Raw genomic sequence first — 26,756 nt, 5'->3', positions numbered from 1 at the left:
GACACCTATTTCTAAGTGACAGCCGATATACTACGTTTAGAATCAACTTCTAATCAAGTTTTTAACGCGTTTTTAACGATTTAATCTATTCTCGATTAGCTCATCAACCACACTCGGATCGGCCAGTGTTGAAGTATCACCTAACTGTTGATGCTCATTAGCGGCAATTTTACGTAAAATTCGACGCATAATCTTACCTGAACGTGTTTTTGGTAAACCTGGCGACCATTGAATCATATCTGGTGATGCAATAGGACTTAGCTCTTTACGAACCCAGTTACGCACTTCTGCGGTTAATTCATCGCTCACTGTGACGCCTTCATTTGGCGTGATATACACGTAAATACCTTGGCCTTTGATGTCGTGCGGGTAACCCACCACGGCAGCCTCAGCAACGGCTTCATGAGCAACTAAGGCACTTTCAATCTCAGCCGTACCTAAGCGGTGGCCCGATACATTCAGTACGTCATCAACACGCCCAGTGATCCAATAATAACCATCTTCATCACGGCGACAACCATCCCCCGTGAAATAAACACCAGGGTAAGCAGAGAAGTAAGTTTGTTCAAAACGCTCATGGTCACCATACACTGTACGAGCTTGTGAAGGCCAGCTATCTAAAATAACCAAGTTACCGTCAACCGCACCTTCAAGTGTATTGCCTTCTGCATCATAAAGCGCAGGTGCAATACCAAAGAATGGACGAGTTGCAGAACCAGGCTTCATGTCTGTTGCACCCGGCAATGGTGTGATCATGATGCCACCCGTTTCTGTTTGCCACCAAGTATCAACAATTGGGCAATTCTCATTACCGATATGCTCGTAGTACCATGCCCATGCTTCTGGGTTAATAGGTTCACCCACAGAGCCCATAATACGCAGACTTGTGCGTTTTGATGTCGCTGTTGGCTCATCACCTTTTGCCATCAACGCGCGAATAGCGGTTGGTGCAGTGTAAAGAATAGTGACATTGTGTTTGTCGATTACTTCACCCATACGACCTGCAGTTGGGTAAGTGGGTACACCTTCAAATACCACTTGTGTACAGCCGTTAACTAATGGGCCATACGCAATATAACTGTGACCCGTGATCCAACCAACATCAGCACTACACCAGAAAATATCGTCTTCTTTTAAATCAAATACATATTCATGGGTCATTGATGCGTAAACAAGGTAGCCACCCGTGGTGTGAACAACACCCTTAGGCTGACCAGTAGAGCCCGATGTATAAAGAATGAAAAGTGGATCTTCAGCATTCATTGGCTCTGGTTCACATTCTGCCGGTAAATCTGCCACTAAATCATGCCACCATACGTCGTGGCTGTTCCACTCTACTTCACCGCCAGTTAACTGGTGAACAATCACATGCTCAACTGTGGTTACTGAATCTTGTGATACCGCTTCATCAACATTTGCTTTTAATGGCACGCAGTTACCAGCGCGACGACCTTCATCAGATGTGATCACGACTTTTGCACCTGAGTCATTAATACGGTCAGCGATTGCTGATGGAGAAAAACCACCAAACACAACAGAGTGAATCGCGCCAATACGAGCACACGCTTGCATGGCATAAACAGCCTGCGGAGTCATTGGCATATAAATCGCTACGCGGTCACCTTTTGCAACACCCAGCTTTTTAAGACCATTTGCTAATTTTGCAACTTCATCGTGCAATTGTTGGTAGGTAATATTTTCGCTTTGCTCTGGGTTGTCTCCTTCCCAGATAAGGGCTGTTTTGTTTGCTTTAGCAGCGAGATGACGGTCGATACAGTTATATGAGGCATTAAGTTGGCCATCTTCAAACCAACGAATATTGATATGGCCTTTGTCAAATGATGTGTTTTTAACTTTAGTATAAGGAGTTGACCAATCAAGACGCTTACCATGCTCTCGCCAAAATCCTTCAGGGTCATCGATAGATTGCTTGTACAGTGTATTATATTTATCGTTATCAACTAATGCGGCATTCTTGATATGCGCGGGAACTGGATAGATACTTTGTGACATTGTTGTCGTCTCCATTTTAATTACTTGCCTTCGGCCTGCTTCAAGGATCACTCAGCAACGCCCCTTAAAGTATTAGACCTTAGTTGTATATCTCGCCAAATAGCTAAAAACTTCGTAATAGCCACCTATAATCTACTCCAATATATTGATGTAAGCGATTTATCGCTATGTAACACCTTAGTCTAATAGACCAATAGATAATTGAGAGAAGTCATTTCTTAAACAACAGTGATACAACAACACACAAATAGCTTCAACAGGAATAGACATTATGACAACAACAAAAATAACCGCTTTAAAGACCCTCACGGCATCGGCCGTGTTATGCGCACTGACAGGCACTGCAAGTGCTGCCACTTTAGGTAATACCGATATCACTTATGGCGGTTATGTAAAGCTAGATGCGATGTGGAGTGACTATTCATCAGGTGTTCCAGATGGTACCAGCATTGGTCGTGATTTTTATGTACCGAGTACAACTCCCGTGGGACCTGACGTTGACAGCGATGCAGTCTTTGATATGCATGCCCGCCAATCGCGTTTTAATTTTGGCACTGCAACAAAGTTAGACAATGGTAAAACTGTTAACACTAAAATCGAAATTGACTTTTTAGCCTCCGCACCGGGTGGTAATGAACGTGTTACCAACTCCTATGCTCCGCGTATTCGCCAAGCTTTTATCACGTATGATGGCTGGTTATTTGGTCAAGCGTGGTCAAACTTTCAAAACGTAGGCGCACTGCCAGAAACGCTGGACTTCGTAGGCCCTGCAGAAGGGACCGTTTTTGCCCGTCAATCACAAATTCGTTACTCAACGGGCAACTGGTCGTTCTCTGTTGAAAACCCAGAAAGTACAATTACGACCCAAGGTGGCGCACGCGTTGCAACGGATGATGCATCTTTACCTGATTTTACCGCGCGTTATGCTCATAAAGCAGACTGGGGTGAATTAGTCTTTACAGGCTTAGCGCGTCAACTAACCTATAAAAAGAATGGCGTCGATGCAGACGAAACATCCTTTGGTATTAGTGCATCGGGTAAAGTTAATTTTGGTCAAAACAACCTCAAATTCATGCTGACACAAGGTTCAGGCTTAGGTCGATATGTTGGTTTAAACGTAGCACATGGTGCAGTACTTAATGGTGATGAACTAGATGCCATCGACTCAACTTCAGGCTTCATTGGTTATCAACAACACTGGAATAGTCAGTGGCGTTCAACTTTCCTTTATTCATTTTTCTCAGCAGATAACAACACAGATCTGTTAGCTATTTCGGGTGATCCGACTAAAACAAGTCAAAGCTACAGCGCGAATATTTTATACTCGCCAGTAAAGAAACTCACATTTGGTGTTGAACTGAAACATGCTGAACGAGAATTAGAAAGTGGCGCTGATGGTGATATGGACCGCCTTCAATTTTCTGCAAAATACGTTTTTTAAGTATAAAAATAGTTTTACTTCCTGAGCGGCTCCGGCCGCTTTTTTTATTAAAGCCCCCAAAAGCAAATTGCAAATCATTTTCATTTAGATTAAATTACGCATTAATTTGAATCATCATTGAACTATTTGGAAATTTGCATGTCATCAACTAAATTTTTGCGCTTGTCACAATTAAGCATAGTGACTTCAGCTCTTCTTAGTGGCTACGCTTTAGCAGAACAACCAAAAGAAGAACCTGCGATCGAAAAAATTGCTGTCTACGGTCAACATCACAAAAACTATATTACCGAACAAGCTCAATCAGCGACCAAATTGGGCTTAACCATAAAAGAAACACCTCAGTCTATCTCTGTTGTTTCTCGTGCGTTGATGGATGACTTTTCACTTGATGATTTAAACTCAGTACTTGAAAGCACGCCGGGTGTGACTGTTGAGCAAATTGAAACCGATCGCACCTACTTTAAAGCTCGCGGCTTTGAAATTACCAACTTTCAAGTTAATGGCATGGGTTTACCCCAAGATAATGGCTCTATTCAAGGCACACTTGATACCTCTATATACGATAGTGTCGAAATTGTTCGTGGTGCTAATGGCTTAATGACTGGTGCTGGTAATCCATCGGCAACGGTCAACATGGTATTAAAACGCCCAACATATCAAACACAGGTCAATGCATCAGTGTCATATGGCTCATGGGATAATAAACGTCTTGAACTTGACGCATCAACGGCTATCAACGATAACCACGCTGTGCGTGCCGTATTTACAAAGCATAAAACAGACTCTTATCTTGATCGCTACGAGCAAGATAAAACAATTTATTACTTAGCATATGAAGGCCAACTGACTAACAGCACAGTCGTAACAGCTAGCTATGTTAAACAAAATAAAGACGCAGACAGCCCTCTTTGGGGTGCGTTACCACTTTATTATAGCGATGGTACTGCGACTAACTTCGATGTATCAACTAGCACTGCATCCGATTGGTCATACTGGAACAACACCACCGAGCAGTTATTTTTATCCATTGAGCAAGCAATCACTAATACTTGGTTTTTAAAAGCCAGCTATGCACACTTAGAAAATGAGCAAGACTCTGAGCTTTTCTATGTTTATGGCACGCCTGATAGAGAAACAGGTTTAGGCTTAACAGGTTACGCAAGTGAATACGATCATAAAGATAAGCACGACATTTTAGATATCTATGCAACGGGTAAATTTAATTTATTTGGTATGGAGCATGACCTATCGTTTGGTGTTAACCAAGCAGACATGGATTATAATGATAAATCTCTTTATGACCGCACCACAGGCAATGGTTTCCCTAAAATGCCTGAACTGGGTGGTTGGGACGGAGTTGCGCCAATTCCAACACTCACTGATGGTTTAACAGGAGCAGATCTGACTAGCCGTCAACGTTCAGCTTATATTTCAACACGCATTAGAGCCACCGATTCACTTAGCTTCTTAGCAGGTGTCAGCCAAGTAAATTGGGAAACTGAAGGTGAGTCATACGGGAAAGCGAAAGATAAAGACAGCGATCAAACCGTGCCCTACTACGGTGTTGTTTATGATATCAACGAGCGCTTTTCAACTTATGCAAGCTACACAGAAACATTTGTGCCGCAAACTGAGCGTGACATAAATGGTGACTATCTCAACCCTATTACTGGTAAAAGTAGTGAAGTGGGTTTAAAAGCACAATTACTTGATGACAACCTGTTTGTCACTGTTGCCTACTTTGATGCAGAGCAAGTGGGTCTTGCTGTAGCAGTACCAGGATCCTTACCGGATGATACACGCTACTATGGCGCAGACGGCATTAATAGCGATGGTTTTGAACTAGAACTTAGCGGTCAAATCAATGAAACATTGAGTGCAAGCTTTAGCTATAGCAACTTAAACATCGATGGTGATGAGCTGGTAAAAGACTACACGCCAGAGAATCAATTTAAACTTGCGCTAACTCACAAAGTGCCTGAAGTTGATGGCTTAACCTTTGGCCTAAATTATCAATGGCAAGACGATACGCAGCGCGTACAGGTTCGCGATGCGGATACTAATGCACCGCTAATAACCACTCAGCAAGATGCCTATGGTTTATTAAGCTTAATGGCCACTTACGATATTAACGACAATGTTAGTGTTAACTTAAATATTAATAACGTCACCAACGAAAAGTACCTTCATAGCCTATTCTGGGCACAAGGTTACTATGGTGCGCCACGTAGCTATGCTGTTTCATTCAACTGGCAGCTTTAATGAGTGCCAAGTTTGAAACGATAAGCTATAAACTTTAAGAATTTAAAAGCCGCACACTGTGCGGCTTTTATGTATCGACTCGTTGCAGCTGGTTTATCCCGCGTTGACAGATTGAATCCCTTATATCCCCTTACCTTAATCCCTAAAATTGCTCACTTATAGCATTCCGCTTAATTAAGTGGTCTATTTTGAGGCAATAAAACCGCGTTGATAACAAGGCAAAAATTTAGTTATTTAGTTATTCTAAATCAGAAATTTTTAACGTAGATAGCGACTGGTTTAATCACTCAAAATGATTAAGTATTTTTGCAAAATGGTATTAATTAAGTGAACTGGTATAGGCCCGCCCCTGTAAAATCGCCGCTACAGCCAGCGCAACTTTTCACCTATAAAAACGGCTCAGTGCGACTTTTATTCGCCCATAAAAAAACCGCCAACTAAGTAGCGGTCTTTTTGTGTTAAGGGCGGGTCAAATCACGCTTAACAATACACTGTAAAGGTGTTTTATAGCTCGTCTTCAGCTATCAAGCCAACATCTACACCGTCTTCAGGCTTAATAGTTGCTTGAAGTAATAGCATTTCACGTAACTTACCTTCAATCTCATCTGCGATCTCTGGGTTGTCTTTTAAGAACTTAATTGAATTTGCTTTACCTTGGCCTACTTTATTACCGTTGTAGCTATACCAAGCACCTGACTTTTCAACAATCTTATGTTTAACACCTAAGTCAATTAATTCACCGTGTTTAGAGATACCTTCACCATACATAATGATGAACTCAGCTTGTTTAAACGGCGGTGCAACTTTGTTTTTAACAATTTTAACGCGGGTTTCGTTACCCACAACTTCATCACCCTCTTTCACCGAACCAATACGACGAATATCAATACGTACCGATGCGTAGAATTTAAGTGCGTTACCACCCGTTGTTGTTTCTGGGTTACCAAACATGACACCTATTTTCATACGGATTTGGTTGATGAAAATACACAAGGTGTTCGAGCGCTTAATATTACCCGTTAATTTACGAAGGGCTTGCGACATTAAACGAGCTTGAAGACCCATGTGTGAGTCACCCATGTCGCCTTCAATTTCAGCCTTTGGTGTTAATGCAGCAACCGAGTCAACAATAACCACGTCAACCGCACTTGAACGAACAAGCATGTCACAGATTTCTAATGCTTGCTCACCAGTATCAGGCTGAGAAACAAGTAACTCATCAATGTTTACACCTAGCTTTTGTGCGTATACAGGATCGAGAGCATGCTCAGCATCAACGAATGCACACGTTTTGCCTTGCTTCTGAGCTTCAGCGATAACTTGTAGCGTTAGCGTTGTTTTACCTGATGATTCAGGGCCGTATACTTCAACGATACGTCCTGCTGGTAAACCACCTATACCTAATGCGATATCAATCCCCAGTGAACCTGTTGAGATAGCTTCAATATCAAGGGCTTTGTTGTCGCCCAATTTCATAATTGAACCTTTACCAAATTGACGTTCAATTTGTGATAAAGCAGCGTCCAACGCTTTTTGTTTGTTATCGTTCATTCTGTTCTCCAAATCCGGCTAATGCAGACAGTATACTGTATGAAATCACAGTATCAAGCTAATTTTCTGATTTTATTATCTCGATAACTTTTTCTATTGAATAAACAATAGCTTGAGCTCTAACACTGGCTCTATCACCGGTAAAAACATGTTTGCTTGGGTAATTTTTTCCTGCAAAATGCACGCAAAACCACACCAAACCAACCGGTTTATCCCGGGTTGCCCCACCGGGGCCCGCAATACCCGAAATAGCAATCGCAATATCTGCCTTTGCAGCCTTCGCAGCACCTGACGCCATTTCTAAAACAGTTTGCTCACTGACGGCGCCAAAGTTCTGTAAAGTCTCGTTACTCACACCAATTAATTCATGCTTTGCTTGGTTGCTGTATGTAACAAAAGCACGGTCAATATAATGAGAACTTCCTGGTGTATCTGTTAGCGCATAACTCACGCCCCCACCCGTGCACGATTCAGCGGTAGTGATCCATAAGCGTTTATCCGTTAAAATAGCTCCTAATTTCGCAGCAAGTGTTTTAATCTCTTGATGTAATTCCATATTCAGCCTTTGGGTAAATACATGTCGTTTGATCTTTATGCTCCACACACTATAAAACAACAAACACCGATGATGCAGCAGTATCTAAAAATAAAAGCCGAGCATCGCGATATTTTATTGTTTTATCGTATGGGTGATTTTTACGAACTCTTTTTTGATGATGCTAAACGTGCAGCTCAACTTCTTGATATTTCTCAAACTCATCGCGGTAAAGCCGGTGGCGATCCTATTCCTATGGCCGGCGTACCTTATCACGCAGTAGAAAATTACCTAGCACGCCTTGTACAAATGGGTGAATCGGTTGCTATTTGCGAACAAATAGGCGACCCAGCAACCAGCAAAGGTCCGGTAGAGCGTAAAGTCGTGCGCATTGTAACACCCGGTACTATTTCCGATGAAGCCTTACTGCAAGAGCGCCAAGATAACTTACTCACAAGTGTGTGGCAAAATAAACACGGTGTTTACGGCATTGCCTACCTCGATATTAACTCAGGCCGTTTTAATGTACTTGAAGTGAATACTGACGAAGCATTTAGCTCAACACTGCAACGCCTCGCGCCAGCCGAACTGCTTTACAGTGAAACGTTTGCCAATATTCACTTAATCGAACATATTAAAGGGGCTCGCCGTCGCCCAGAATGGGAGTTCGATTTAGACACCGCACAACACCTCTTATGCGATCAATTTGGCACCAAAGATCTAGTTGGTTTTGGGGTTGATAAAGCCCATTGCGCTCTGATTGCCGCGGGCTGTTTAATGCAATATGTAAAAGACACTCAACGCATTGCTCTGCCACATATTCGCGCCATTACCCTTGAGCAAAACGAACACGCAGTGATCTTAGATGCTGCAACCCGTAAAAACTTAGAGCTCACTGTTAACCTCTCAGGAGGCTATGAAAACACCTTGGCACAGGTGCTTGATAAAACCGCTACAGCAATGGGGTCTCGTTTATTAAAACGCCGAATTCATACCCCAGTGCGCAGTAAAGATGAGCTTAACTCACGCCTAAATGCGATTAGTGCGATCATCGATGCTCAACTGTGTGGCGAATTGCACGAATCATTAAAACAAATTGGTGATATTGAGCGAGTTATCGCGCGCCTTGCATTGTGTACTGCCAGACCTCGTGACTTAACGCGTTTACGTAGTGCATTACAAGCGCTGGCACCACTGCATGAGCTACTTAATGATGCCAGCGATCCACGCATTAACCAGATCATCGCACAGTCACAAGAATTACCAGCGCTGCAAGATCTCCTAGAACGCGCAGTCATTGAAACACCACCGGTACTTATTCGTGATGGGGGAGTTATTGCCCCAGGCTATAATAGTGAGTTAGATGAATGGCGTGCGCTTAGTCAAGGCGCAACCGATATCCTTGAAAAACTGGAAGAGCGCGAGCGTGAACGCACAGGCATCAGCACCTTAAAAATTGGCTACAACAAGGTGCATGGCTTCTTCATTGAAGTTAGCCGTGCTAATTCACACTTAGTTCCTGCTGATTATATTCGTCGTCAAACATTAAAAAATAACGAACGCTATATCATTCCTGAGTTAAAAGAGCATGAAGACAAAGTACTCGGTAGCCAATCAAAAGCGTTGGCTCTCGAAAAACAACTTTATGAACAACTATTTGAATTTATAGCACCGCACATTGAGCAGCTACAAACGATGGCTGCGGTACTGGCTGATTTAGACGTTCTTAATAATTTAGCTGAACGTGCGCAAGCACTCAACTATGCCAAACCAACACTGTGTGATAACGACAATATAAGCATAAAGCAAGGGCGTCATCCCGTTGTTGAGCAAGTAATGAAAGACCCCTTTATTGCCAACCCTGTCGAGTTAAGCAACGACCGTAAGATGTTGATCATCACGGGGCCAAACATGGGGGGTAAATCAACCTATATGCGTCAAACTGCGTTAATTGTACTCATGGCACATATTGGGTCTTATGTCCCTGCTGACAGCGCAGAAATTGGCAATATTGACCGCATTTTTACGCGTATTGGCGCAAGTGATGATTTAGCATCAGGGCGTTCAACCTTTATGGTTGAAATGACAGAAACAGCGACCATTTTAAACAATGCCACGGCGCAATCTTTGGTCTTGATGGATGAAATAGGACGCGGTACTTCGACCTATGATGGCCTATCTCTCGCCTATGCTACGGCCGATTATTTAGCCTCAAAAATTGCCGCAAAAACCTTATTCGCCACCCATTATTTTGAGCTAACTGAACTGGCCGAGCAGCAGCAAGGATTGGTTAATGTTCACCTAGATGCTATTGAGCATAACGACACTATTGCCTTTATGCATACCGTGCTTGAAGGTGCAGCAAGTAAAAGCTTTGGTTTACAAGTTGCCGCACTTGCCGGTGTACCAAAAGCCGTTATTCAGCAAGCAAAGCAAAAACTAAAAATGCTCGAAAATCATCAGCCTGTAACAGCCCCTGTGCAACAACAGCAAGCACTGGCGTTTGACAATGAACCCTCTGAACTTGAGCTAACTTTACAGCAGCTCGACCCAGACAGTTTAACACCAAGACAAGCACACCAGCTGTTATACCAATTAAAAGATTTACTTTAATTGCGTGCATAAAAAAAGCTGACAGTATGTCAGCTTTTTTGTGTGTTCTAGAGACCCAAAGGCCTCATACCTGAGTCAGGTATATTGTTGTCAACTCAAGTAAATTGGTCAAACAGGCTATCTGTACTTAAGCCTTCGTGTTGCAAAATATCTTTTAAACGACGTAATGCTTCCACTTGAATTTGTCTTACACGTTCACGCGTTAAGCCAATTTCACGACCGACATCTTCAAGCGTTGAAGGCTCGTAGCCAAGTAAACCGAAACGACGTGCTAGTACTTCGCGTTGTTTTGGGTTTAATTCACCAAGCCAATCAACAATGTGTTTGTTGATGTCATTATTTTGTACTTCGCCCTCAGGACCAGAGCCTTTTTCGTCAGCAATGATATCGAGTAAGGCTTTGTCGTTTTCGCCTCCAATTGGCGTATCAACCGACGTGATTTTTTCGTTTAAACGTAGCATTTTAGTCACGTCTTCAACGGGTTTATCCAGACACTCTGCAATTTCTTCTGCGGTTGGTTCGTGGTCAAGTTTTTGTGTTAGTTCGCGAGCCGTTCTTAGATAAACGTTCAGTTCTTTTACAACATGAATAGGTAAACGAATTGTTCGTGTTTGGTTCATTATGGCACGTTCAATCGTTTGACGGATCCACCAGGTTGCATAAGTTGAAAAACGAAAACCACGTTCTGGGTCAAATTTTTCAACAGCGCGAATCAGGCCAAGGTTACCTTCTTCGATAAGATCTAGCAGCGCAAGACCTCGGTTGTTATAGCGGCGAGCAATTTTCACCACTAAACGTAAATTACTTTCTATCATTCGTTTGCGAGAGGCTTCACAGCCTTTCAATGCTTTACGCGCAAAAAACACTTCTTCTTCTGCACTTAAAAGAGGAGAAAAACCAATTTCACCCAGGTATAACTGTGTCGCGTCTAGGTTTTTGACGACTTCGTCTTTTGTAAAAATTTCATCATCGTTGTCGACTTCTTCGAGTAACTCTGATGAATCATCTTCAACCATCGTGTCATCAAATTTATCATCAACTGTTTCAGTTGTTTTCTCAAGTTTTGCTGTGTGACCCATAAGCGTCCTCCCGAGCAAATATGTGATTGAGCTAAATCACTTTATCAATACCTTTGGCTAAGGTAGATACTTAGCAGGATTGACTGCTTGACCTCGGTAACGAATTTCAAATCTTAAAGCCGTAACCGACGAATCTGAACTGCCAATTTCTGCTATTTTCTGCCCCGCCTTTACTTCCTGTTTTTCCTTTACAAGCAACTTTGAGTTGTGTGCATAAGCACTTAGGTAATCATCATTATGTTTCAGTATGATTAAATTACCGTAGCCCCTCAATGCGTTACCCGCGTATACCACAGTTCCTTGTGCAGCAGCTAAAACAGATGCCCCCTGTTTATTAGCGATTTGTAACCCTTTATAGCCATTTTCTTTTGTAGAGAAACGGCGCGTGACCTTACCCTTAGCGGGCCAGCTCCATATGACTTTTGTATTAGGATTACTATTTTTTGCACTAACTTTCTTGTTGGCTTGTTTTTGAACATACTCTCGTTGTTTTGGCTGATCAAGCTCTTTTTTTAATTTTTTGTTATTTTTTTGTATCAAAACAGTAGACTTTTTACTCGAATTCGTATATTTTTTCGTCTTTTTTTGTTTTTGTGCAGATTTTGTGAGCAAAATGCGTTGCCCAGGATAAATCGTATAAGGTGCTGGAATATCGTTTAATTTTGCTAAAGTACGAAAGTCTTTTTGAGCACTAAACGCGATTGAGTATAAAGTATCGCCTTTGTTAACCTTGTAACTTGAGCCAGAAATATTAACTTTGCGGGTAATTTGTTTTGTATGATTATCTAAACTACTAACAGGAGCGGGAGCATTACGGGAGGAGCAACCAAAGAGCAAAATACTAATAAACAAAGTAACATACACTGCTAACTGTCTGTTCATCGTAAAATGCTCCTTATAATACTAACTGTGAGTTTTAGGGGTTATCGTAGTAAAAAGTACGCAACAACAACTAAAATAACTAATCCCCAGCCAAGCGCTTCAACATATTGACGTAATTTTTGCTCCATTTTCACGCCCCCCCACTTCATTAAAGCCGACACTAAAAAGAACCGAGCCCCACGTCCAATGGCAGACGCAATTAAGAAAGGTAAAAATGCCATCTGCATTAAGCCTGCCCCAATAGTAAAAACTTTATAAGGGATAGGCGAAAACCCAGCAAGAAATACAACCCACACGCCGTATGTTTCAAACCAGCCTAGCGCAGTATCAAACTTTGCTTGCCAGCCCATTTGAGCAATTAGCGGCTCAACGACGGGCTCAAATAGCCAAAAGCCAAGCAAGTAACCTAAAATACCACCAATAACAGACGCAATAGTAGTAAAGCTGGCAAATCGCCATGCTTTATCTGGCTGAGCGAGTGACATAGGAGCTAACATCACATCTGGCGGAACAGGAAAAAAAACAGATTCAGCAAAGCTCATCCCTGCTAAATAACGCTCTGCGTGACGGTGCTTAGCCCACACAAGCGCCATATCATATAACTTAGTAAACAACTTCAAAGTGTAACGTCCTATTCAATATCACCAGGTACTAAAGGTACAAATCGTACTGGTGCAACTTTATGTTCTGTGAATGTGTCGCCATTTCTGACAACCATCATTAATTGCTGATCTTGCTCGCCCACGGGGGCTATCATCACACCGCCATCAGCAAGTTGTGCTAGTAACCCTTGCGGCATCGTTGCTGCCGCGGCAGTCACGATAATCCCTTCAAATGGTGCTTGCGATTGCCACCCTTGCCATCCATCACCATGTTTCATCGTTACATTGTATAAATCAAGCTTATGTAAACGGCGCTTTGCTTGCCACTGCAACGCTTTAATGCGTTCAACTGAACACACTTTAGTGAACGTTTTTGCAAGAATCGCGGTTTGATACCCTGATCCCGTACCAATTTCAAGTACCTTATCGCGTACTCCTGCAAGTCGCAGTAACTCTGTCATTCGCGCAACGATATAAGGCTGCGAAATTGTTTGCCCTTGACCAATAGGTAAAGCGGTATTCTGATACGCTTTATGCTGTAAAACATCATCAACAAACACATGCCGCGGGGTCGTCGCAATCGCTTCAAGTACAGCGGCATCTTCTACGCCATCCCGTTTTAATAATTCAGCCAATGCCAACGCACTGCGATTATAATTAGTCAGCACTATTAATCTCCATCTTCGCTAACCAGCTATCGACGGCTTGAAGACTCTCCTTCGCTGTCATATCAACACTTAACGGTGTTACTGAGGCATACCCATTATTAATGGCGTAAAAGTCAGTCCCTTCTCCTGCGTCACTTTCAGCGCCGAGCGTGCCATACCAAAAAATATCACGCCCCCACGGGTCTTGTTGCTTGGTCATGGTTTCAGCTTTATGACGTGCGCCAAGGCGTGTTACTTTTACTCCTTTGAGTTCTGAAAGAGGAATATCTGGCACATTTAAGTTAATGATCTGATCTTTCGGTAGAGGGTGTGATGCAAGCTCTTTAATGATACCGACAGCCACTGCTGCTGCCGTTTCAAAATGATTCCCTTCTTTAGAACAGAGTGAGACAGCGATCGCTGGCAGCCCTAAGTGGCGGCCTTCGGTTGCGGCTGCAACCGTACCAGAATAGAGCGTGTCATCACCTAAGTTAGCCCCATGATTAATACCAGCCACAACTAAGTCAGGCTGCTCATCGGTTAGCTCATTCACGCCAAGGTGAACACAATCCGTGGGGGTGCCATTAATAGAAATAAAGCCATTATCTAGCGTGGTCGCACGTAACGGGTTCATTAAGGTTAATGAATTACTGGCGCCACTGCAGTTACGGTCAGGGGCAACCAGCGTCACATCGGCAATTTGCGTTAACGCATGATATAAAACGGCAATCCCTTTTGCATGCACTCCATCATCATTGCTTAATAAGATTTTCATTTACGCATCCTTTTGTTTTTGTTCTCTTGGGCTGGCGTCTTTATAGTCCACCAGCTCTCGCAAAAGCGCGGTTGCAAAGCAGCCTTTTGGTAAACCAAAACTCAGTTTTACCGTTGTCTCATCAAGTGTTTCAACAGTTAAAGACTCGGGAATTAAGCGCAGCATTCTGCGCTCATTCTTAAGCCCAAGCTCAGCTAATCCCTCTATCCAAGACTGATAAGGGAGCAACCATTGCTTTTCGGTTTCGGTTAAGCCTTTTTCGCCTTTGCCCACCATTGGTGCCGACATAACAATATCGCCAGAGGCTAAACGTGCAATATTGTCATCGCTTATATTGTCTTCAAAAAAGGCATTACTGCCGCTAAGCATAAACACTTCGCGGTGCATGGTTTTCGCAAGACCATGCTCAGCTACACGCATACTTACTATTTCATTGAACACATAAGAACGGGCCGCTGAAATCACTAAACCACGCAGCTTTTTATCGCGAATACGCTCTCCTGCAAACAACCGTTTAGCCATTTCAAGGTTATGCCCTCCATGACCAAATCGCTGTTCGCCAAAGTAATTTGGCACCCCAGCACGCACTGCATTAATACGACACAAAATATCTAAAGGCTCGGTCACATTACGCAGGGTAATCGTAAATCGATTGCCTTTGTGGCAGCCTGTTCTTAATTTACGGTTGTGGCGCTGCTGCGCGATAATAAAGAATTGCTCGTTATTCAGTTCACTAAATTCAATGTGCTTTTTAATCGGCACAGGCACACTAAACCACTGTGTACAGACACCGTGGCGATCTTTTAAACCCGCATAGCTTACATCACGCGGTGATACGCCCGCTTTTTCGGCAATTCGCTTGGCTATAAACTGGGTGTTTTCACCTTTTTTGACGACCTGCAAGCACACATGCTCGCCGCTGCCAGTGAATTCAATACCGAGGTCTTCGTCAACCATAAAGTCTTCAGCAAACGTTTTAAAGTCGGCTTTTGATAGTGGTTTTCCGTATAAATAATTCAATTCACTCATGAATTTTGTTTACTCATAATAACCACTGCGTGGCTTGAAATGCCCTCTTTACGACCTTCAAAGCCCAGCTTTTCGGTGGTAGTAGCTTTCACATTCACTTGCGAAATATCGGCTTCTAAATCAGCAGCTAAATTTTTACGCATGGCTTGAATATGAGGCAGCATTTTTGGTGCTTGAGCTACAATGGTTACATCTGCATTGCCAAGTTCATAGCCTTGCTCTTTTGCAAGCTTAACCACATGACGCAATAATATACGGCTGTCGATGTTTTCGTATTCACTCGCAGTATCTGGGAAGTGCTTACCAATGTCGCCCATTGCCAGTGATCCTAATATAGCATCACATAATGCATGAATAGCCACATCGCCATCTGAATGCGCTAAAAAACCTTGTGGGTAATCAATTTTTTCACCACAAATAACCAACGGGCCTTCGCCGCCAAATTTGTGAACATCAAAGCCATGGCCAATTCGAATCATGGGGTTCTCTCGTTTTGTTGTTTTTGCAGTAGAAACGCTGCTAAATCTAAATCTTCTGGGGTGGTTATTTTAATGTTGTCACTGCGCCCAGCGACTAATTTTACTGGCTGCTTTGCCCACTCAATCGCCGAAGCTTCATCGGTGATAGTCACGCCGTTCTCTAGGGCATTTGAAAGTGCATCTACAAGCGCCTGATAAGGGAAAAATTGAGGGGTAAGCGCCTGCCATAAATCATCACGTGGCACAGTTTGCTCACTATGAGTACGGCCGCGTTTAATGGTATCTTTGACTTTAGAGGCTAAAATACCGCCCTCGTTAGCTGCTAGGCACTCATCGACCAAACGAGTTATATCGCTTAAACACACTAACGGTCTTGCTGCATCATGCACCAGTACCCAGTCTGGCGGGTTATCAGCAAGTGACAGCAAAGCATTAAGGACTGAGTCGGCACGCTCTGTGCCGCCCGACACTCGTTCTATGCGGCTATCGATTCGAGGTATCGCGTCAAAGTAACCATCGTCGTCACTTATTGCTACTTTTATCGTGTGAATAAAATCTAATTCAGCAAGCTTGCTAAGGGTATGCTCTAAAATGGTTTTACCCGCCAGTTCGATATACTGTTTTGGCGCAGAATGTTGCATTCGGCTGCCAACACCGGCTGCGGGAACTATTGCAGTGATTTTCTGTTTAGTTTTCATTTTGTTGTTGGCCTGGCAATACACGAATAAACGTTTCACCAGGTTTAATCATTCCTAATTCATTACGCGCACGTTCTTCTATGCCTTCTTGGCCGAGTTTTAAATCTTTAATATCGGCTTTCAGCACTTTGTTACGTTTTAATAATTTAGCATTTGTATCTTGATGAGAGGCGACCGCTTGTTTTAGACGAGTGTAATCCTGCACACCATTATGGCCAAACCATAAACGATACTGGATAAATAAAGCCAAACATAACAAGGCGAATTGAAACACCCGCATTGAACACTCCTTCGCGGTTAAATTAAGTCAAAGGGCGTTTTAAATTACGCCAATTTATATTGCTTGCTAGTAGCATTTCTCTTAATGACAAACGCTTAGGTGTAATCCGTTTATTAAGTTGCCATTGATGGCCACAACAGGCTGCTGCCATCACTGCTTTTGACGGTTTTAATAACTGCGCTGGCGCGTGTTCTAATGACTCACCGGATAACGTAAACCAACCAAGCTCATTACAATGTACCTTATTGTCGCTTACTTGATCTAAGCTGTCTATGCGCACGGTGGTACATTGCCCGTCATTAATTAGCACGGGGACAATTAACCCACGCTTAGCATATTGACTATAAAAGTCTTCTGATGCACTTTTGCTATATACAGGCGGCGTAGTTTTTTGTTTTTCGAGCCAGCTGCCATTTTGTGAATCAAGCTGTAAAGGCGCATCACCACTGACTATCCGTATTGCTAGTCGCTCTATGTAATAAGGCAAACTTGCCAATAAGCGTCTAAGCCTTGCCGCATCAGGTTCATCGACCAAACGCGGGATTTCTCGAGCATAAAACGCATTACATAACTGTGCATACAAAGCCCGTTCGGCATCAGTTTGCCAAATTTCGGCTTGTGGCGACGGTTCGCTCTGTGGATTAGAAATAGACAATGCCCGCTCTTATAAAACAATTGCTTGACTGTTTTATAGCATAGAGCGTTAATTGAGCGCTACTTTACTGCGCCTTTTTTACCCAGTTTAGCATTGCCCGTTTCTAAAAATTGCACGACTGCATCGCGTTTTTTGCCCATTAACAAACTGCCGTCGGCTAAAAACATAAAGTTTTGCCAGCAACGTTTAAACACTGCAAAGCTAGTTTCAATAATATTGTCGCGCGCCATACAAAAATACACGGTGGTGTTGGCTTCCCAATCAAGGTGCGCCAAGATAGCCTCGGGGAGTTGTTCTTCGCCAGCTTCCCACGCATTTTCCCAATTAATGGTTTCGGTAAAGCTGTCTTCTTTGCCACACCAATCTGTTTTATCGAAAAAATCTGGGTGATCATGCTCGCGGCTCACCATGGTAGACCAAAGTACAGCGGCACGTTCGCTGGTCATTGGTTTGATTTGCTGCGCATCTGCTGCGTTAATTGGCATGTCTTTATGGCGAAAAACCCATGCTTTTTTGTATTCATCTAACGAAATATAATTCATAGTGTTGACAGTTTATTTAGCATTAAAAAGTGCAAAACGTAATTATACAAGAGATCAAAACATGACTACAGCAATAAAAACTCATCCTCTCAAATCAGGCATATACCAGCATTACAAAGGCCCAAAATACAAAGTAGAGTATGTCGCCACTCACAGTGAAACCGAAGAGCCACTCGTTATTTACCAAGCACTGTATGGTGAGTTTGGTATGTGGGCACGCCCACTCAGCATGTTTTTAGAAACCGTTGAGGTAAACGGCAAAACAGTCCCACGCTTTGCATACCTTTCAGACGCAGAATAACTATGGCATCATAGCATTATTAATCACTGCTCAGACCAGATAAGGTGACATCGTGCTTTTTAATTCAACCGACAACTACATTGCCAGTAACTCATTAAAACAAGCGGTTAACGCAGCCATCTTGCTCGAAAAACCTCTGCTTATAAAAGGGGAGCCCGGCACAGGTAAAACCATGTTAGCCGAGGAGCTTGCAAAAAGCTTAGACACCACGCTTATTCAATGGCATATCAAATCGACCACCAAAGCACAGCAAGGCCTATACGAATATGATGCAGTGTCACGGTTGCGCGACAGCCAGTTAGGTGATGAGCGCGTTCACGACATTAGTAACTACATTGTAAAAGGTAAATTATGGCAAGCCTTCACCTATGGAGAGCAACATAATAAACGCCCCGTATTGCTGATTGACGAAATCGACAAAGCCGATATCGAGTTTCCAAACGACTTATTGTTAGAACTCGATAAAATGGAGTTTCATGTTTATGAAACCGGTGAGCGCGTTATTGCCAAGCACCGCCCTATTGTTATTATTACCTCAAACAACGAAAAAGAGCTGCCTGATGCCTTTTTACGTCGTTGTTTTTTCCACTACATCGACTTTCCATCGAGCGACGAAATGGCGCAAATTATCGATGTACATCACCCGCATGTTAAGCAAGACTTGGTACGCGAAGCACTTGAAGTATTCTTTAACCTGCGCGATGTAAATGGCATAAAGAAAAAGCCCTCAACCAGCGAGTTACTCGATTGGTTAAAATTATTGATGGCTGAAGATATCGATGCCAAAACACTGCATGATAAAAGCCAAAAAGGCGGCCTAATGCCAATGTTTGGTGCGCTATTAAAGAACGAGCAAGACATTAGCCTCATCGAAAAACTTGCTTTTATGAGTCGTCGTTAAGATGTTAATTGCGTTTTTCTTTAAGTTACGTGAATACCGCTTACCCGTGAGTCTGCGTGAGTTACTTGATTTGATCAACGCGCTCAAGCAAGGGGTCATTTTTGCCGACGTAGACGCGTTTTATTACTTAGCGCGTACCATCATGGTCAAAGACGAAACTCACTTTGACCGGTTTGATAAAGCCTTTGCCGATTACTTTAGCGGGGTTGCTGACCTTGATTTACTCGAAAGCTTAAAACAACAGCATAACCTGCCTAACGACTGGTTGCGCAAAGAGTTTGAAAAACACTTAACAGACGAAGAAAAAGCACAGTTAAAAGCGATGGGTGGCCTCGATAAACTTATGGAAGCCCTGAAACAACGCCTTGAAGAACAGCAAAAACGCCATGCTGGCGGCAACAAATGGGTTGGCACTGGCGGCACCTCGCCGTTTGGCGCGTATGGCTTTAACCCAGAAGGCGTGCGTATTGGTCAAGACGGTAATCGTAACCGCCGTGCTGTAAAAGTATGGGATAAACGGACATACCGCAACCTGGACAGTGACCGCGAAATTGGCTCTCGCACCATTAAGCTCGCGCTTAAAAAACTGCGTAAATTTGCCCGCACCGGGGCTAGCGACACTCTCGATTTAACCGAAACCATTCGTGCTACTGCAAAGCAAGGTGGCATGCTCGATGTAAAAATGGCACCCGAGCGCCACAATGCTGTAAAAGTGCTGATGTTGTTTGATATTGGCGGCTCAATGGATGATTACATTCATACCTGTGAGGAGTTATTTAGTGCTGCACACAGCGAATTTAAGCACCTCGAGTTTTACTATTTTCATAATTGTTTATACGAACATGTTTGGCAAGACAACGAGCGCCGCCATTCAAACGTGATTGATACCATGACCTTGATTAACAAGTTCACCAGTGACTACAAGGTCATTTTTGTTGGCGATGCCACCATGGGTCCTTACGAAATAGCCTACCCTGGTGGCAGTGTAGAACATTGGAATGAGGAACCCGGCAGCGCCTGGCTAAACCGCATAACAAATCACTTTGATAAAGTCGCTTGGCTCAACCCACAACCCGTTGAGCACTGGCGTTACTATCAATCGATTGATTTTATAAAACAGTTAATGAACAACCGTATGTATCCACTCACCTTAGATGGCATAAGTAATGCGATTAGGGAATTGAGTTAGCCTAGATTGTAGGCGCGATTTTATATCGCGCAATACTAAAAATTGACTTGGGATCAACCCACTGCTGACACACAATGATGCTGGATTTCACTTCGTTCAGGCAAATTAGGTAAACTTCCAAACCAAAAACACCAACGCAAAGCCCACTAAATAAACCAAACCTAGCCAGCTTAGAGTCCGAATTAAGGGGGAATGCACAATACTTGGCTCTGAGCGCACTAAACTAAAGTTAAGCCATGCAAATACTGGGGTGGTAACAAAGGCGAGAGTCATGGCAAACGTAAGCATTGGGCCAAGTGCCGATTTAAAGAATAAAATGATTGCCATACCAGAAAATGCTTGCAGTAAAAGCCACATATTTAAACTGTGTTTAGACTGTTTTACAGGCAGTAATTTGTGCGATTCATTTAAGGTTCTGGCGTAGCCGTCAAGCACAGTAAGCGTGGTGCCAAACATACATAAAAAAGCGATACCCGACACCAATGGCCTTGCCCACTCTCCCATTGTAAGGGCGTACATATCAATAAGCTGTTTAGCAAACGCCACCCCACCTAATTGCACGGCTTGTACGTGTCCGTATTGCACTAATACACCTAGCGAAAAAAACACCAAAGCTAGGGCTGCTGTAAGCCAGTAGCCTAAATTAAAATCAAATAAACCTTGCTGCTTAGTAATAACTTGTTGCTGCTGCTTTTCTTTTAGCCAAAGTGAACTAATCGCTGAGATTTCAATAGGAGCTGGCATCCAGCCCATTAGCGCCACCATAAAGCCAAGCATTGCAAGCTCATACGGCGACGGGCCCACGTAGTCAACTGGAGCCATAAGACCATTATTAATTGCCACCACCAAAGCAGCCACAGTTGTAACAGTAAGCAGCCCCATAATGATTTTAGACACGTTATCGAGCGCCTTAAAATGCCCCAACAACAAAATAAGTAAACAAACAGCCAAAATAATCCAACACAACAAGGTCACCGAAATGGTGATCGGCAGTGCGTAATGTAATAGGCTGGCTGTTAAAAGTAGTACCCCTGCGGTATTCACTACTGCAGCCACAATATTTAACGCAATAAAACTGTAAAAGTAACCCGGCCCTTTTTGCTTGTAGCCCTCAACTAAACTTTGTTTAGTTGCAAGGGTGTATTCCATACCAAATCGAAAGAATGGGTACTTAAGTACATTCACAACAATGATTAGCCAAAATAGTTGCCAGCCAAATAACGAGCCAGCCTGCGTCGACGCCACCAAATGTGAGCCACCAATCGCCGCTGTGGCCATTAATATGCCAGGGCCAAGTGCATTAAGTTTAGATTGCCAATGTGATACTGCTGATTGCATATGCTTTATGTGTTTTATTCTTAGTTACAAGCAACTTACAGCGTTTTAGATGAGATTGGAAGACACTCCTCGCTTCTGAGTTCTAGGATTAAGTTGTCAGTTTATAAAACCAAAAAAGCCAAACATATTTATGTTTGGCTTTCTCTTGTTCGAGGTTTTGCGCTAAATTTTTGTGGCTAACACTTAGCGTCTAATTTATTAGCTTAAATTCATTTCTTGAATAATCTCATGGGCGATTTCCGGCGTTGTGCTCACCGGTTTTTCATGTAGTTTAGCTTTCATTTGCCCTTTACGATGTTTTAGCGATGCATCGAGTTTTTTAGCTGCATTTGCAAGTGCTGGGTACATCACTTCATCTTCTCCTTTAACTGATAAACGTGCACCTTCATAAATAGTGCTGATCTCAGCTTGATACTTGTGATGTTCTTTTGAAAGAATAATATCGAGAGATATTAACGATGGAAAATGGCTAGCAATTTTTGAGAATTTCTCGTTGATATGAGCTCTAACAGCCTCAGTAACGTCAACATGATGACCAGAAATATTAATCTTCATAGGGTATCCTTTTTTCTTGTTACCTCATAGTTAGTATTGGGGGCGATTTGAATTAACACAAGCGAAAATCAAAGATAATTAGTAATTGATTGTAACCACACATGATTTAGATCATGCTCTGCGGATAAAATATGCAAAAGCCCGTATTACACGGGCTTTATAGAAAGGTTATCAACTGCTCATTAAGTGTACGAGCAACAATAATCAGCAAAGTCAGTTACTTTTACGCGGAAGGTAACGTTGGCGTCTACATTAAACGAATCTCCAGCCTTCATGGCTTGCCACTCAGTTTCGCCTGGCAGTAACACTTGCCACTCTCCCGCAAGTAACTCCATGTGCTCTTTTTGATTTGTGCCAAACTCAAATTCTCCTGGTTGCATAAAACCTAATGTTTTAGTACTGCCATCGGCAAAAAGTACAACACGGCTCGAAACTTTACCATCAAAATAGACATTCGCTTTTTTTACAACACTTACACTGTCAAACTGAGTCATACTCACTCCTGTTATGTTTTATAATCTTCTTTATTTCAGCCTGCCCGAATTTTAAGTAAGCAGCAACTGAAGATTATTCAATTAACCTCTATATGTGAGCTGATTTTTTATTATCTTTTATACACTGAGCAATTAAAAAAACAAAGAGAGTGCCTATGTGTTCACCAAAACACTAATAACGCCCCCTACGGTATTAAGTACCCAAGTAGCAGTGATAATTATTGCTGATCTGTCGGGTATGTATCGAATCTTTTGACTGGCAGCAAAAATCCATAAAAAAGCCCGCGCAGTGCTAAGACCGCGCGGGCTTTTAAATTTTAGCGACTAAAGCTTAGAACAAAGCGTTTGCTTTGTTTACGATGTTTTCAACCGTGAAACCAAAGTGCTTGAATAACTCACCAGCAGGTGCTGACTCACCAAATGTCGTCATACCTACTACTGCGCCATTTAGGCCTACGTATTTGTACCAGTAGTCTGCAATGCCCGCTTCGATAGCTACGCGGCGTGTTACGCTTGCTGGTAATACGCTTTCTTTGTAGGCTGCGTCTTGCTCATCAAACAAGTCAGTTGAAGGCATAGAAACCACACGTACTTTTTTGCCTTGTGAACGAAGCTCTGCAGCGGCGTCTTGTGCAAGCTGTACTTCTGAGCCCGTTGCAATAAGGATAAGCTCAGGCTCACCATCGCAACTCAGTACGTAACCACCTTTTTTCACATCGCTTAACTGTTGTGCAGTACGCGTTTGTTGCTCAAGACCTTGACGTGTGAAGATCAATGACGTTGGGCCATCTTTACGCTCAATCGCTTGTTGCCATGCAATTGCAGACTCAACTTGGTCACACGGACGCCAGTTAACAAGGTTAGGCGTTAAACGCATGCTTGCAATTTGCTCTACTGGTTGGTGCGTAGGGCCATCTTCACCCAGACCAATTGAATCGTGCGTGTATACAAAAATGCTTGGTTGCTTCATTAATGCAGCCATGCGTACCGCATTACGCGCGTATTCCATAAACATTAAGAATGTTGCGCCGTAAGGAATAAAGCCTTTGTGCAGTGCAATACCATTCATAATTGCCGACATACCAAACTCACGTACACCGTAGTAGATGTAGTTACCGCTTGCGTCGTCTGCTGTTACGCCTTTTGAACCATCCCAAATTGTTAAATTTGAACCAGCAAGGTCAGCTGAGCCGCCCATAAACTCTGGTAATAATGGACCAAATGCATTCAGTGCATTTTGTGAAGCTTTACGTGTTGCAGGGTTTGCAGGGTTTGCTTGCAGCTCTTCGATGTACGCTTGTGACTTTTCAGCCCAATCTGCTGGCAATTCGCCATTTGTACGACGCTTAAATTCTGCTGCTAGCTCTGGGTGTGCATTTGCGTATGCCGCAAACTTTTCGTCCCAGTTTGATTCTAGCTGTTGGCCCTTTTCTTTTGCGTCCCATTCGCTGTAGATATCAGCTGGGATTTCAAATGCTTCGCCTGTCCAGCCTAAGAACTCACGTGCCGCTTTGATCTCATCATGACCAAGTGGAGCACCATGACAGTCATGACTACCCGACTTATTAGGTGAACCGTAACCAATCACTGTTTTACAACAAATTAATGATGGCTTGTCGGTAATGCTACGTGCTTCTTCGATTGCTGCGCGGATGGCCTCTGGGTTATGGCCATCAACATCACTCACTACGTGCCAGCCATATGCTTTAAAACGTGCAGGTGTGTCGTCGCTGAACCAACCTTCTACTTCACCGTCGATAGAGATGCCGTTGTCATCCCAAAACGCAACAAGTTTACCCAGGCCTAATGTGCCCGCTAATGAACAGGCTTCGTGAGAGATACCTTCCATTAAACAGCCATCACCCATAAACGCGTAGGTAAAGTGATCAACGATGTCGTGGCCTTCACGGTTAAATTGAGCAGCAAGCGCTTTTTCAGCAATTGCCATACCTACCGCATTTGTGATCCCTTGGCCTAATGGGCCCGTAGTGGTCTCAATACCTGGTGCATAGCCATACTCTGGATGCCCTGGTGTTTTTGAATGCATTTGACGGAAGTTTTTAATTTCTTCAAGTGGTAAGTCGTAACCACTTAAATGTAGTAGAGAATAAATCAGCATCGAACCGTGGCCATTTGAAAGAATAAAGCGATCACGGTCTGCCCACTCTGGGTTCGTCGGGTTGTGCTTTAGATAATCGCGCCATAGTACTTCTGCGATATCTGCCATGCCCATAGGGGCTCCAGGGTGGCCAGAGTTGGCCTGTTGTACTGCGTCCATTGATAAGACGCGAATAGCATTTGCAAGTTCTTTGCGAGATGGCATGAATTCTCCTACCTTTAATGTATTTGCGCTGGTTGTTTGTTAAGCCCCATTCTTACTTATTGTATGGGTGCAGTGCAATTAAAAATCCGTATTAAATGGGTCTATTACCACTGTTTATTAAGAACGAAATGTTATTAGTAATTTAAAATAGACGTCTAGGCGTAAAATAACTATGCAAACATAATTGTTTTAGATAAAATACGCCCCTTAATTTTTTAGCGCTATTACCGACGTTAGTGAAGCGCAATATTTGTGAGCAGAAATACAATGGCAAAACATTTATTTACTTCTGAATCTGTATCTGAAGGTCATCCGGATAAAATCGCGGACCAAATCTCTGACGCGGTTCTAGATGCTATCTTAGAGCAAGATTCTCATGCCCGTGTTGCATGTGAGACTTACGTTAAAACTGGTATGGTTATGGTGGGTGGTGAAATCACTACTAGCGCGTGGGTTGATATCGAAGAAATTACACGTAAAACTGTACGTGAAATCGGTTACACGCATTCAGACATGGGTTTTGATGCTGACTCGTGCGCAATCCTAAACACTATCGGTAAACAATCTCCAGACATCAACCAAGGTGTTGACCGTGCACGTCCAGAAGACCAAGGCGCGGGTGACCAAGGTTTAATGTTTGGTTATGCATGTAACGAAACAGACGTTTTAATGCCTGCACCAATCACGTATTCACACCGTTTAGTTCAGCGTCAAGCGCAAGTTCGTAAAAGCGGTGAGCTTAACTGGTTACGCCCAGATGCAAAATCACAAGTAACATTTGCATATGAAAATGGTAAGCCGGTAGGTATTGATGCTGTTGTTCTTTCAACGCAACACTGTGATTCAATCTCACAAAACGACCTAGTAGAAGCGGTAATGGAAACCATCATTAAGCCGGTTCTTCCAGCAGAGCTTATCTCTAGCGCAACGAAATTCTTCATCAACCCAACTGGCCGTTTCGTTATCGGTGGCCCAATGGGTGACTGTGGTCTGACTGGTCGTAAAATCATCGTTGATACATACGGTGGTATGGCGCGTCACGGTGGTGGTGCTTTCTCAGGTAAAGATCCATCAAAAGTTGACCGTAGCGCTGCATACGCGGCACGTTACGTTGCTAAAAACATGGTTGCTGCGGGTCTTGCTGACAAGTGTGAACTTCAAGTTTCTTACGCTATCGGTGTTGCAGAGCCAACATCTATCAGCATCGAGACATTTGGTACAGGTAAATTAGAAGAAGCACGTCTAATCGAATTAGTGCGTGAGCACTTCGACCTACGCCCTTACGGCTTAATCCAAATGCTTGATCTTGAGCGTCCTATCTATCAACCGACTGCCGCTTATGGTCACTTCGGTCGTGAAGAGTTCCCTTGGGAGCGTACAGACAAAGCAGACGCACTTCGCGCAGCTGCTGGCCTGTAATAGGGTATACAGACTGAAAAAGCGCCATTTTGGCGCTTTTTTTGTGTTTAATTTTTTACTCTAAATTTTTATACCATTGCGCTTAAATAAGTGGTCTATTTTTAGGCAATAAAACCGCATTGATAACAAGGCAAAAATTTAGTTATTTAGTTG

Annotated in this window: 25 protein-coding genes; 7 read left to right on the top strand and 18 right to left on the bottom strand. The window is 43.1% G+C overall.

The annotated features are described in order from the left end of the window. Positions 1 to 72 precede the first annotated feature (72 nt). Entirely contained in the window at positions 73 to 2,013 is a 1,941-nt protein-coding gene (gene acs / locus H3302_RS03260; protein WP_036970791.1) for an acetate--CoA ligase, read from the bottom strand. A 271-nt stretch (positions 2,014 to 2,284) separates the two neighbouring features. On the opposite strand from acs, the gene H3302_RS03255 reads away from it, so the two are divergent. Together H3302_RS03255 and H3302_RS03250 are read left to right on the top strand one after the other, a co-directional pair. Continuing rightward, complete coding sequence (locus H3302_RS03255; protein ID WP_036970793.1) at positions 2,285 to 3,454, top strand: DcaP family trimeric outer membrane transporter; 1,170 nt, start codon at positions 2,285 to 2,287, stop codon at positions 3,452 to 3,454. 138 nt (positions 3,455 to 3,592) lie between these two features. Continuing rightward, positions 3,593 to 5,716: a TonB-dependent siderophore receptor gene (locus H3302_RS03250; protein ID WP_182396139.1), complete on the top strand. Its 2,124-nt coding sequence runs from the start codon at positions 3,593 to 3,595 to the stop codon at positions 5,714 to 5,716. Positions 5,717 to 6,220: 504 nt separating this feature from the next. Here the strand turns inward: H3302_RS03250 and recA are convergent. Then, complete coding sequence (gene recA, locus H3302_RS03245; RefSeq protein ID WP_036970796.1) at positions 6,221 to 7,267, bottom strand: recombinase RecA; 1,047 nt, start codon at positions 7,265 to 7,267, stop codon at positions 6,221 to 6,223. A 58-nt stretch (positions 7,268 to 7,325) separates the two neighbouring features. After that, positions 7,326 to 7,823 carry a CinA family protein gene (locus H3302_RS03240; protein ID WP_036970798.1) on the bottom strand — a complete coding sequence of 166 codons (498 nt, stop codon included), beginning with the start codon at positions 7,821 to 7,823 and terminating at the stop codon, positions 7,326 to 7,328. Between the two features lie 21 nt (positions 7,824 to 7,844). Here H3302_RS03240 and mutS point away from each other — a divergent pair, with 21 nt between their 5' ends. Beyond that, positions 7,845 to 10,415, top strand: coding sequence for a DNA mismatch repair protein MutS (gene mutS, locus H3302_RS03235; protein WP_180311368.1), 2,571 nt, complete (start codon positions 7,845 to 7,847; stop codon positions 10,413 to 10,415). Between the two features lie 95 nt (positions 10,416 to 10,510). On the opposite strand, the gene rpoS is transcribed toward mutS, so the two are convergent. The 11 genes from rpoS to H3302_RS03180 are packed head-to-tail and all read right to left on the bottom strand — an operon-like array spanning position 10,511 to position 18,083. After that, the gene (gene rpoS, locus H3302_RS03230; protein ID WP_036970803.1) at positions 10,511 to 11,494 is read right to left on the bottom strand and encodes an RNA polymerase sigma factor RpoS; all 984 of its coding nucleotides are present in this window, start codon (positions 11,492 to 11,494) and stop codon (positions 10,511 to 10,513) included. A gap of 57 nt (positions 11,495 to 11,551) precedes the next feature. After that, a complete protein-coding gene (locus tag H3302_RS03225; protein WP_036970808.1) occupies positions 11,552 to 12,376 on the bottom strand; it encodes a peptidoglycan DD-metalloendopeptidase family protein in 825 nt (274 codons plus the stop codon). Positions 12,377 to 12,417: 41 nt separating this feature from the next. After that, the gene (locus tag H3302_RS03220; protein WP_065978037.1) at positions 12,418 to 12,996 is read right to left on the bottom strand and encodes a YqaA family protein; all 579 of its coding nucleotides are present in this window, start codon (positions 12,994 to 12,996) and stop codon (positions 12,418 to 12,420) included. An 11-nt stretch (positions 12,997 to 13,007) separates the two neighbouring features. After that, on the bottom strand, positions 13,008 to 13,646 hold the full coding sequence (locus H3302_RS03215) for a protein-L-isoaspartate(D-aspartate) O-methyltransferase (protein WP_036970812.1): 639 nt from the start codon (positions 13,644 to 13,646) through the stop codon (positions 13,008 to 13,010). Further along, a complete protein-coding gene (surE, locus tag H3302_RS03210; RefSeq protein WP_036970815.1) occupies positions 13,636 to 14,400 on the bottom strand; it encodes a 5'/3'-nucleotidase SurE in 765 nt (254 codons plus the stop codon). The genes H3302_RS03215 and surE overlap by 11 nt, the downstream gene beginning before the upstream one ends. Continuing rightward, positions 14,401 to 15,429, bottom strand: a complete 1,029-nt coding sequence (truD, locus tag H3302_RS03205; protein ID WP_182396138.1) for a tRNA pseudouridine(13) synthase TruD — start codon at positions 15,427 to 15,429, stop codon at positions 14,401 to 14,403. It lies immediately after the preceding gene. Next, positions 15,426 to 15,908, bottom strand: coding sequence for a 2-C-methyl-D-erythritol 2,4-cyclodiphosphate synthase (gene ispF / locus H3302_RS03200; protein WP_036970817.1), 483 nt, complete (start codon positions 15,906 to 15,908; stop codon positions 15,426 to 15,428). Before ispF ends, truD begins: the two co-directional genes overlap by 4 nt. Continuing rightward, entirely contained in the window at positions 15,905 to 16,606 is a 702-nt protein-coding gene (gene ispD / locus H3302_RS03195; protein WP_182396137.1) for a 2-C-methyl-D-erythritol 4-phosphate cytidylyltransferase, read from the bottom strand. Before ispD ends, ispF begins: the two co-directional genes overlap by 4 nt. Beyond that, a complete protein-coding gene (gene ftsB, locus H3302_RS03190; protein ID WP_036970819.1) occupies positions 16,596 to 16,886 on the bottom strand; it encodes a cell division protein FtsB in 291 nt (96 codons plus the stop codon). Before ftsB ends, ispD begins: the two co-directional genes overlap by 11 nt. A 22-nt stretch (positions 16,887 to 16,908) precedes the next feature. Then, positions 16,909 to 17,541, bottom strand: coding sequence for a hypothetical protein (locus tag H3302_RS03185; protein WP_065978034.1), 633 nt, complete (start codon positions 17,539 to 17,541; stop codon positions 16,909 to 16,911). Between the two features lie 59 nt (positions 17,542 to 17,600). After that, positions 17,601 to 18,083, bottom strand: coding sequence for a DUF2947 domain-containing protein (locus H3302_RS03180; RefSeq protein WP_036970820.1), 483 nt, complete (start codon positions 18,081 to 18,083; stop codon positions 17,601 to 17,603). Positions 18,084 to 18,144: 61 nt separating this feature from the next. Between H3302_RS03180 and H3302_RS03175 the strand changes: the two genes are divergently transcribed. From H3302_RS03175 to H3302_RS03165, 3 genes are read left to right on the top strand one after another with little or no spacing between them, the layout of a single operon-like run. Continuing rightward, entirely contained in the window at positions 18,145 to 18,384 is a 240-nt protein-coding gene (locus H3302_RS03175) for a DUF1653 domain-containing protein (RefSeq protein WP_182396136.1), read from the top strand. 52 nt (positions 18,385 to 18,436) lie between these two features. Next, complete coding sequence (locus H3302_RS03170) at positions 18,437 to 19,285, top strand: MoxR family ATPase (RefSeq protein WP_036970821.1); 849 nt, start codon at positions 18,437 to 18,439, stop codon at positions 19,283 to 19,285. 1 nt (position 19,286) lies between these two features. After that, positions 19,287 to 20,474 (top strand): VWA domain-containing protein, encoded by a 1,188-nt coding sequence (locus H3302_RS03165; protein WP_036970823.1) that lies wholly within the window; start codon positions 19,287 to 19,289, stop codon positions 20,472 to 20,474. Between the two features lie 105 nt (positions 20,475 to 20,579). On the opposite strand, the gene H3302_RS03160 is transcribed toward H3302_RS03165, so the two are convergent. The 4 genes from H3302_RS03160 to tkt all read right to left on the bottom strand — a co-directional run bounded on the left by H3302_RS03160 (position 20,580) and on the right by tkt (position 25,184). Continuing rightward, positions 20,580 to 21,752, bottom strand: a complete 1,173-nt coding sequence (locus tag H3302_RS03160) for an NRAMP family divalent metal transporter (RefSeq protein ID WP_155950848.1) — start codon at positions 21,750 to 21,752, stop codon at positions 20,580 to 20,582. Between the two features lie 258 nt (positions 21,753 to 22,010). After that, on the bottom strand, positions 22,011 to 22,367 hold the full coding sequence (gene hpf, locus H3302_RS03155) for a ribosome hibernation-promoting factor, HPF/YfiA family (RefSeq protein ID WP_036970825.1): 357 nt from the start codon (positions 22,365 to 22,367) through the stop codon (positions 22,011 to 22,013). A 182-nt stretch (positions 22,368 to 22,549) separates the two neighbouring features. Further along, positions 22,550 to 22,861: a pyrimidine/purine nucleoside phosphorylase gene (locus tag H3302_RS03150; RefSeq protein ID WP_036970827.1), complete on the bottom strand. Its 312-nt coding sequence runs from the start codon at positions 22,859 to 22,861 to the stop codon at positions 22,550 to 22,552. A 331-nt stretch (positions 22,862 to 23,192) separates the two neighbouring features. Then, entirely contained in the window at positions 23,193 to 25,184 is a 1,992-nt protein-coding gene (tkt, locus tag H3302_RS03145) for a transketolase (protein ID WP_036970828.1), read from the bottom strand. A gap of 267 nt (positions 25,185 to 25,451) precedes the next feature. Between tkt and metK the strand changes: the two genes are divergently transcribed. Beyond that, on the top strand, positions 25,452 to 26,603 hold the full coding sequence (metK, locus tag H3302_RS03140) for a methionine adenosyltransferase (protein ID WP_036970829.1): 1,152 nt from the start codon (positions 25,452 to 25,454) through the stop codon (positions 26,601 to 26,603). The last annotated feature ends 153 nt before the right edge of the window (positions 26,604 to 26,756 follow it).

Source organism: Pseudoalteromonas sp. MT33b (assembly GCF_014117385.1).
In the GTDB taxonomy this organism is placed as follows: Bacteria; Pseudomonadota; Gammaproteobacteria; order Enterobacterales; family Alteromonadaceae; genus Pseudoalteromonas; species Pseudoalteromonas lipolytica.
This window is presented reverse-complemented; position numbering and strand designations above follow the sequence as displayed.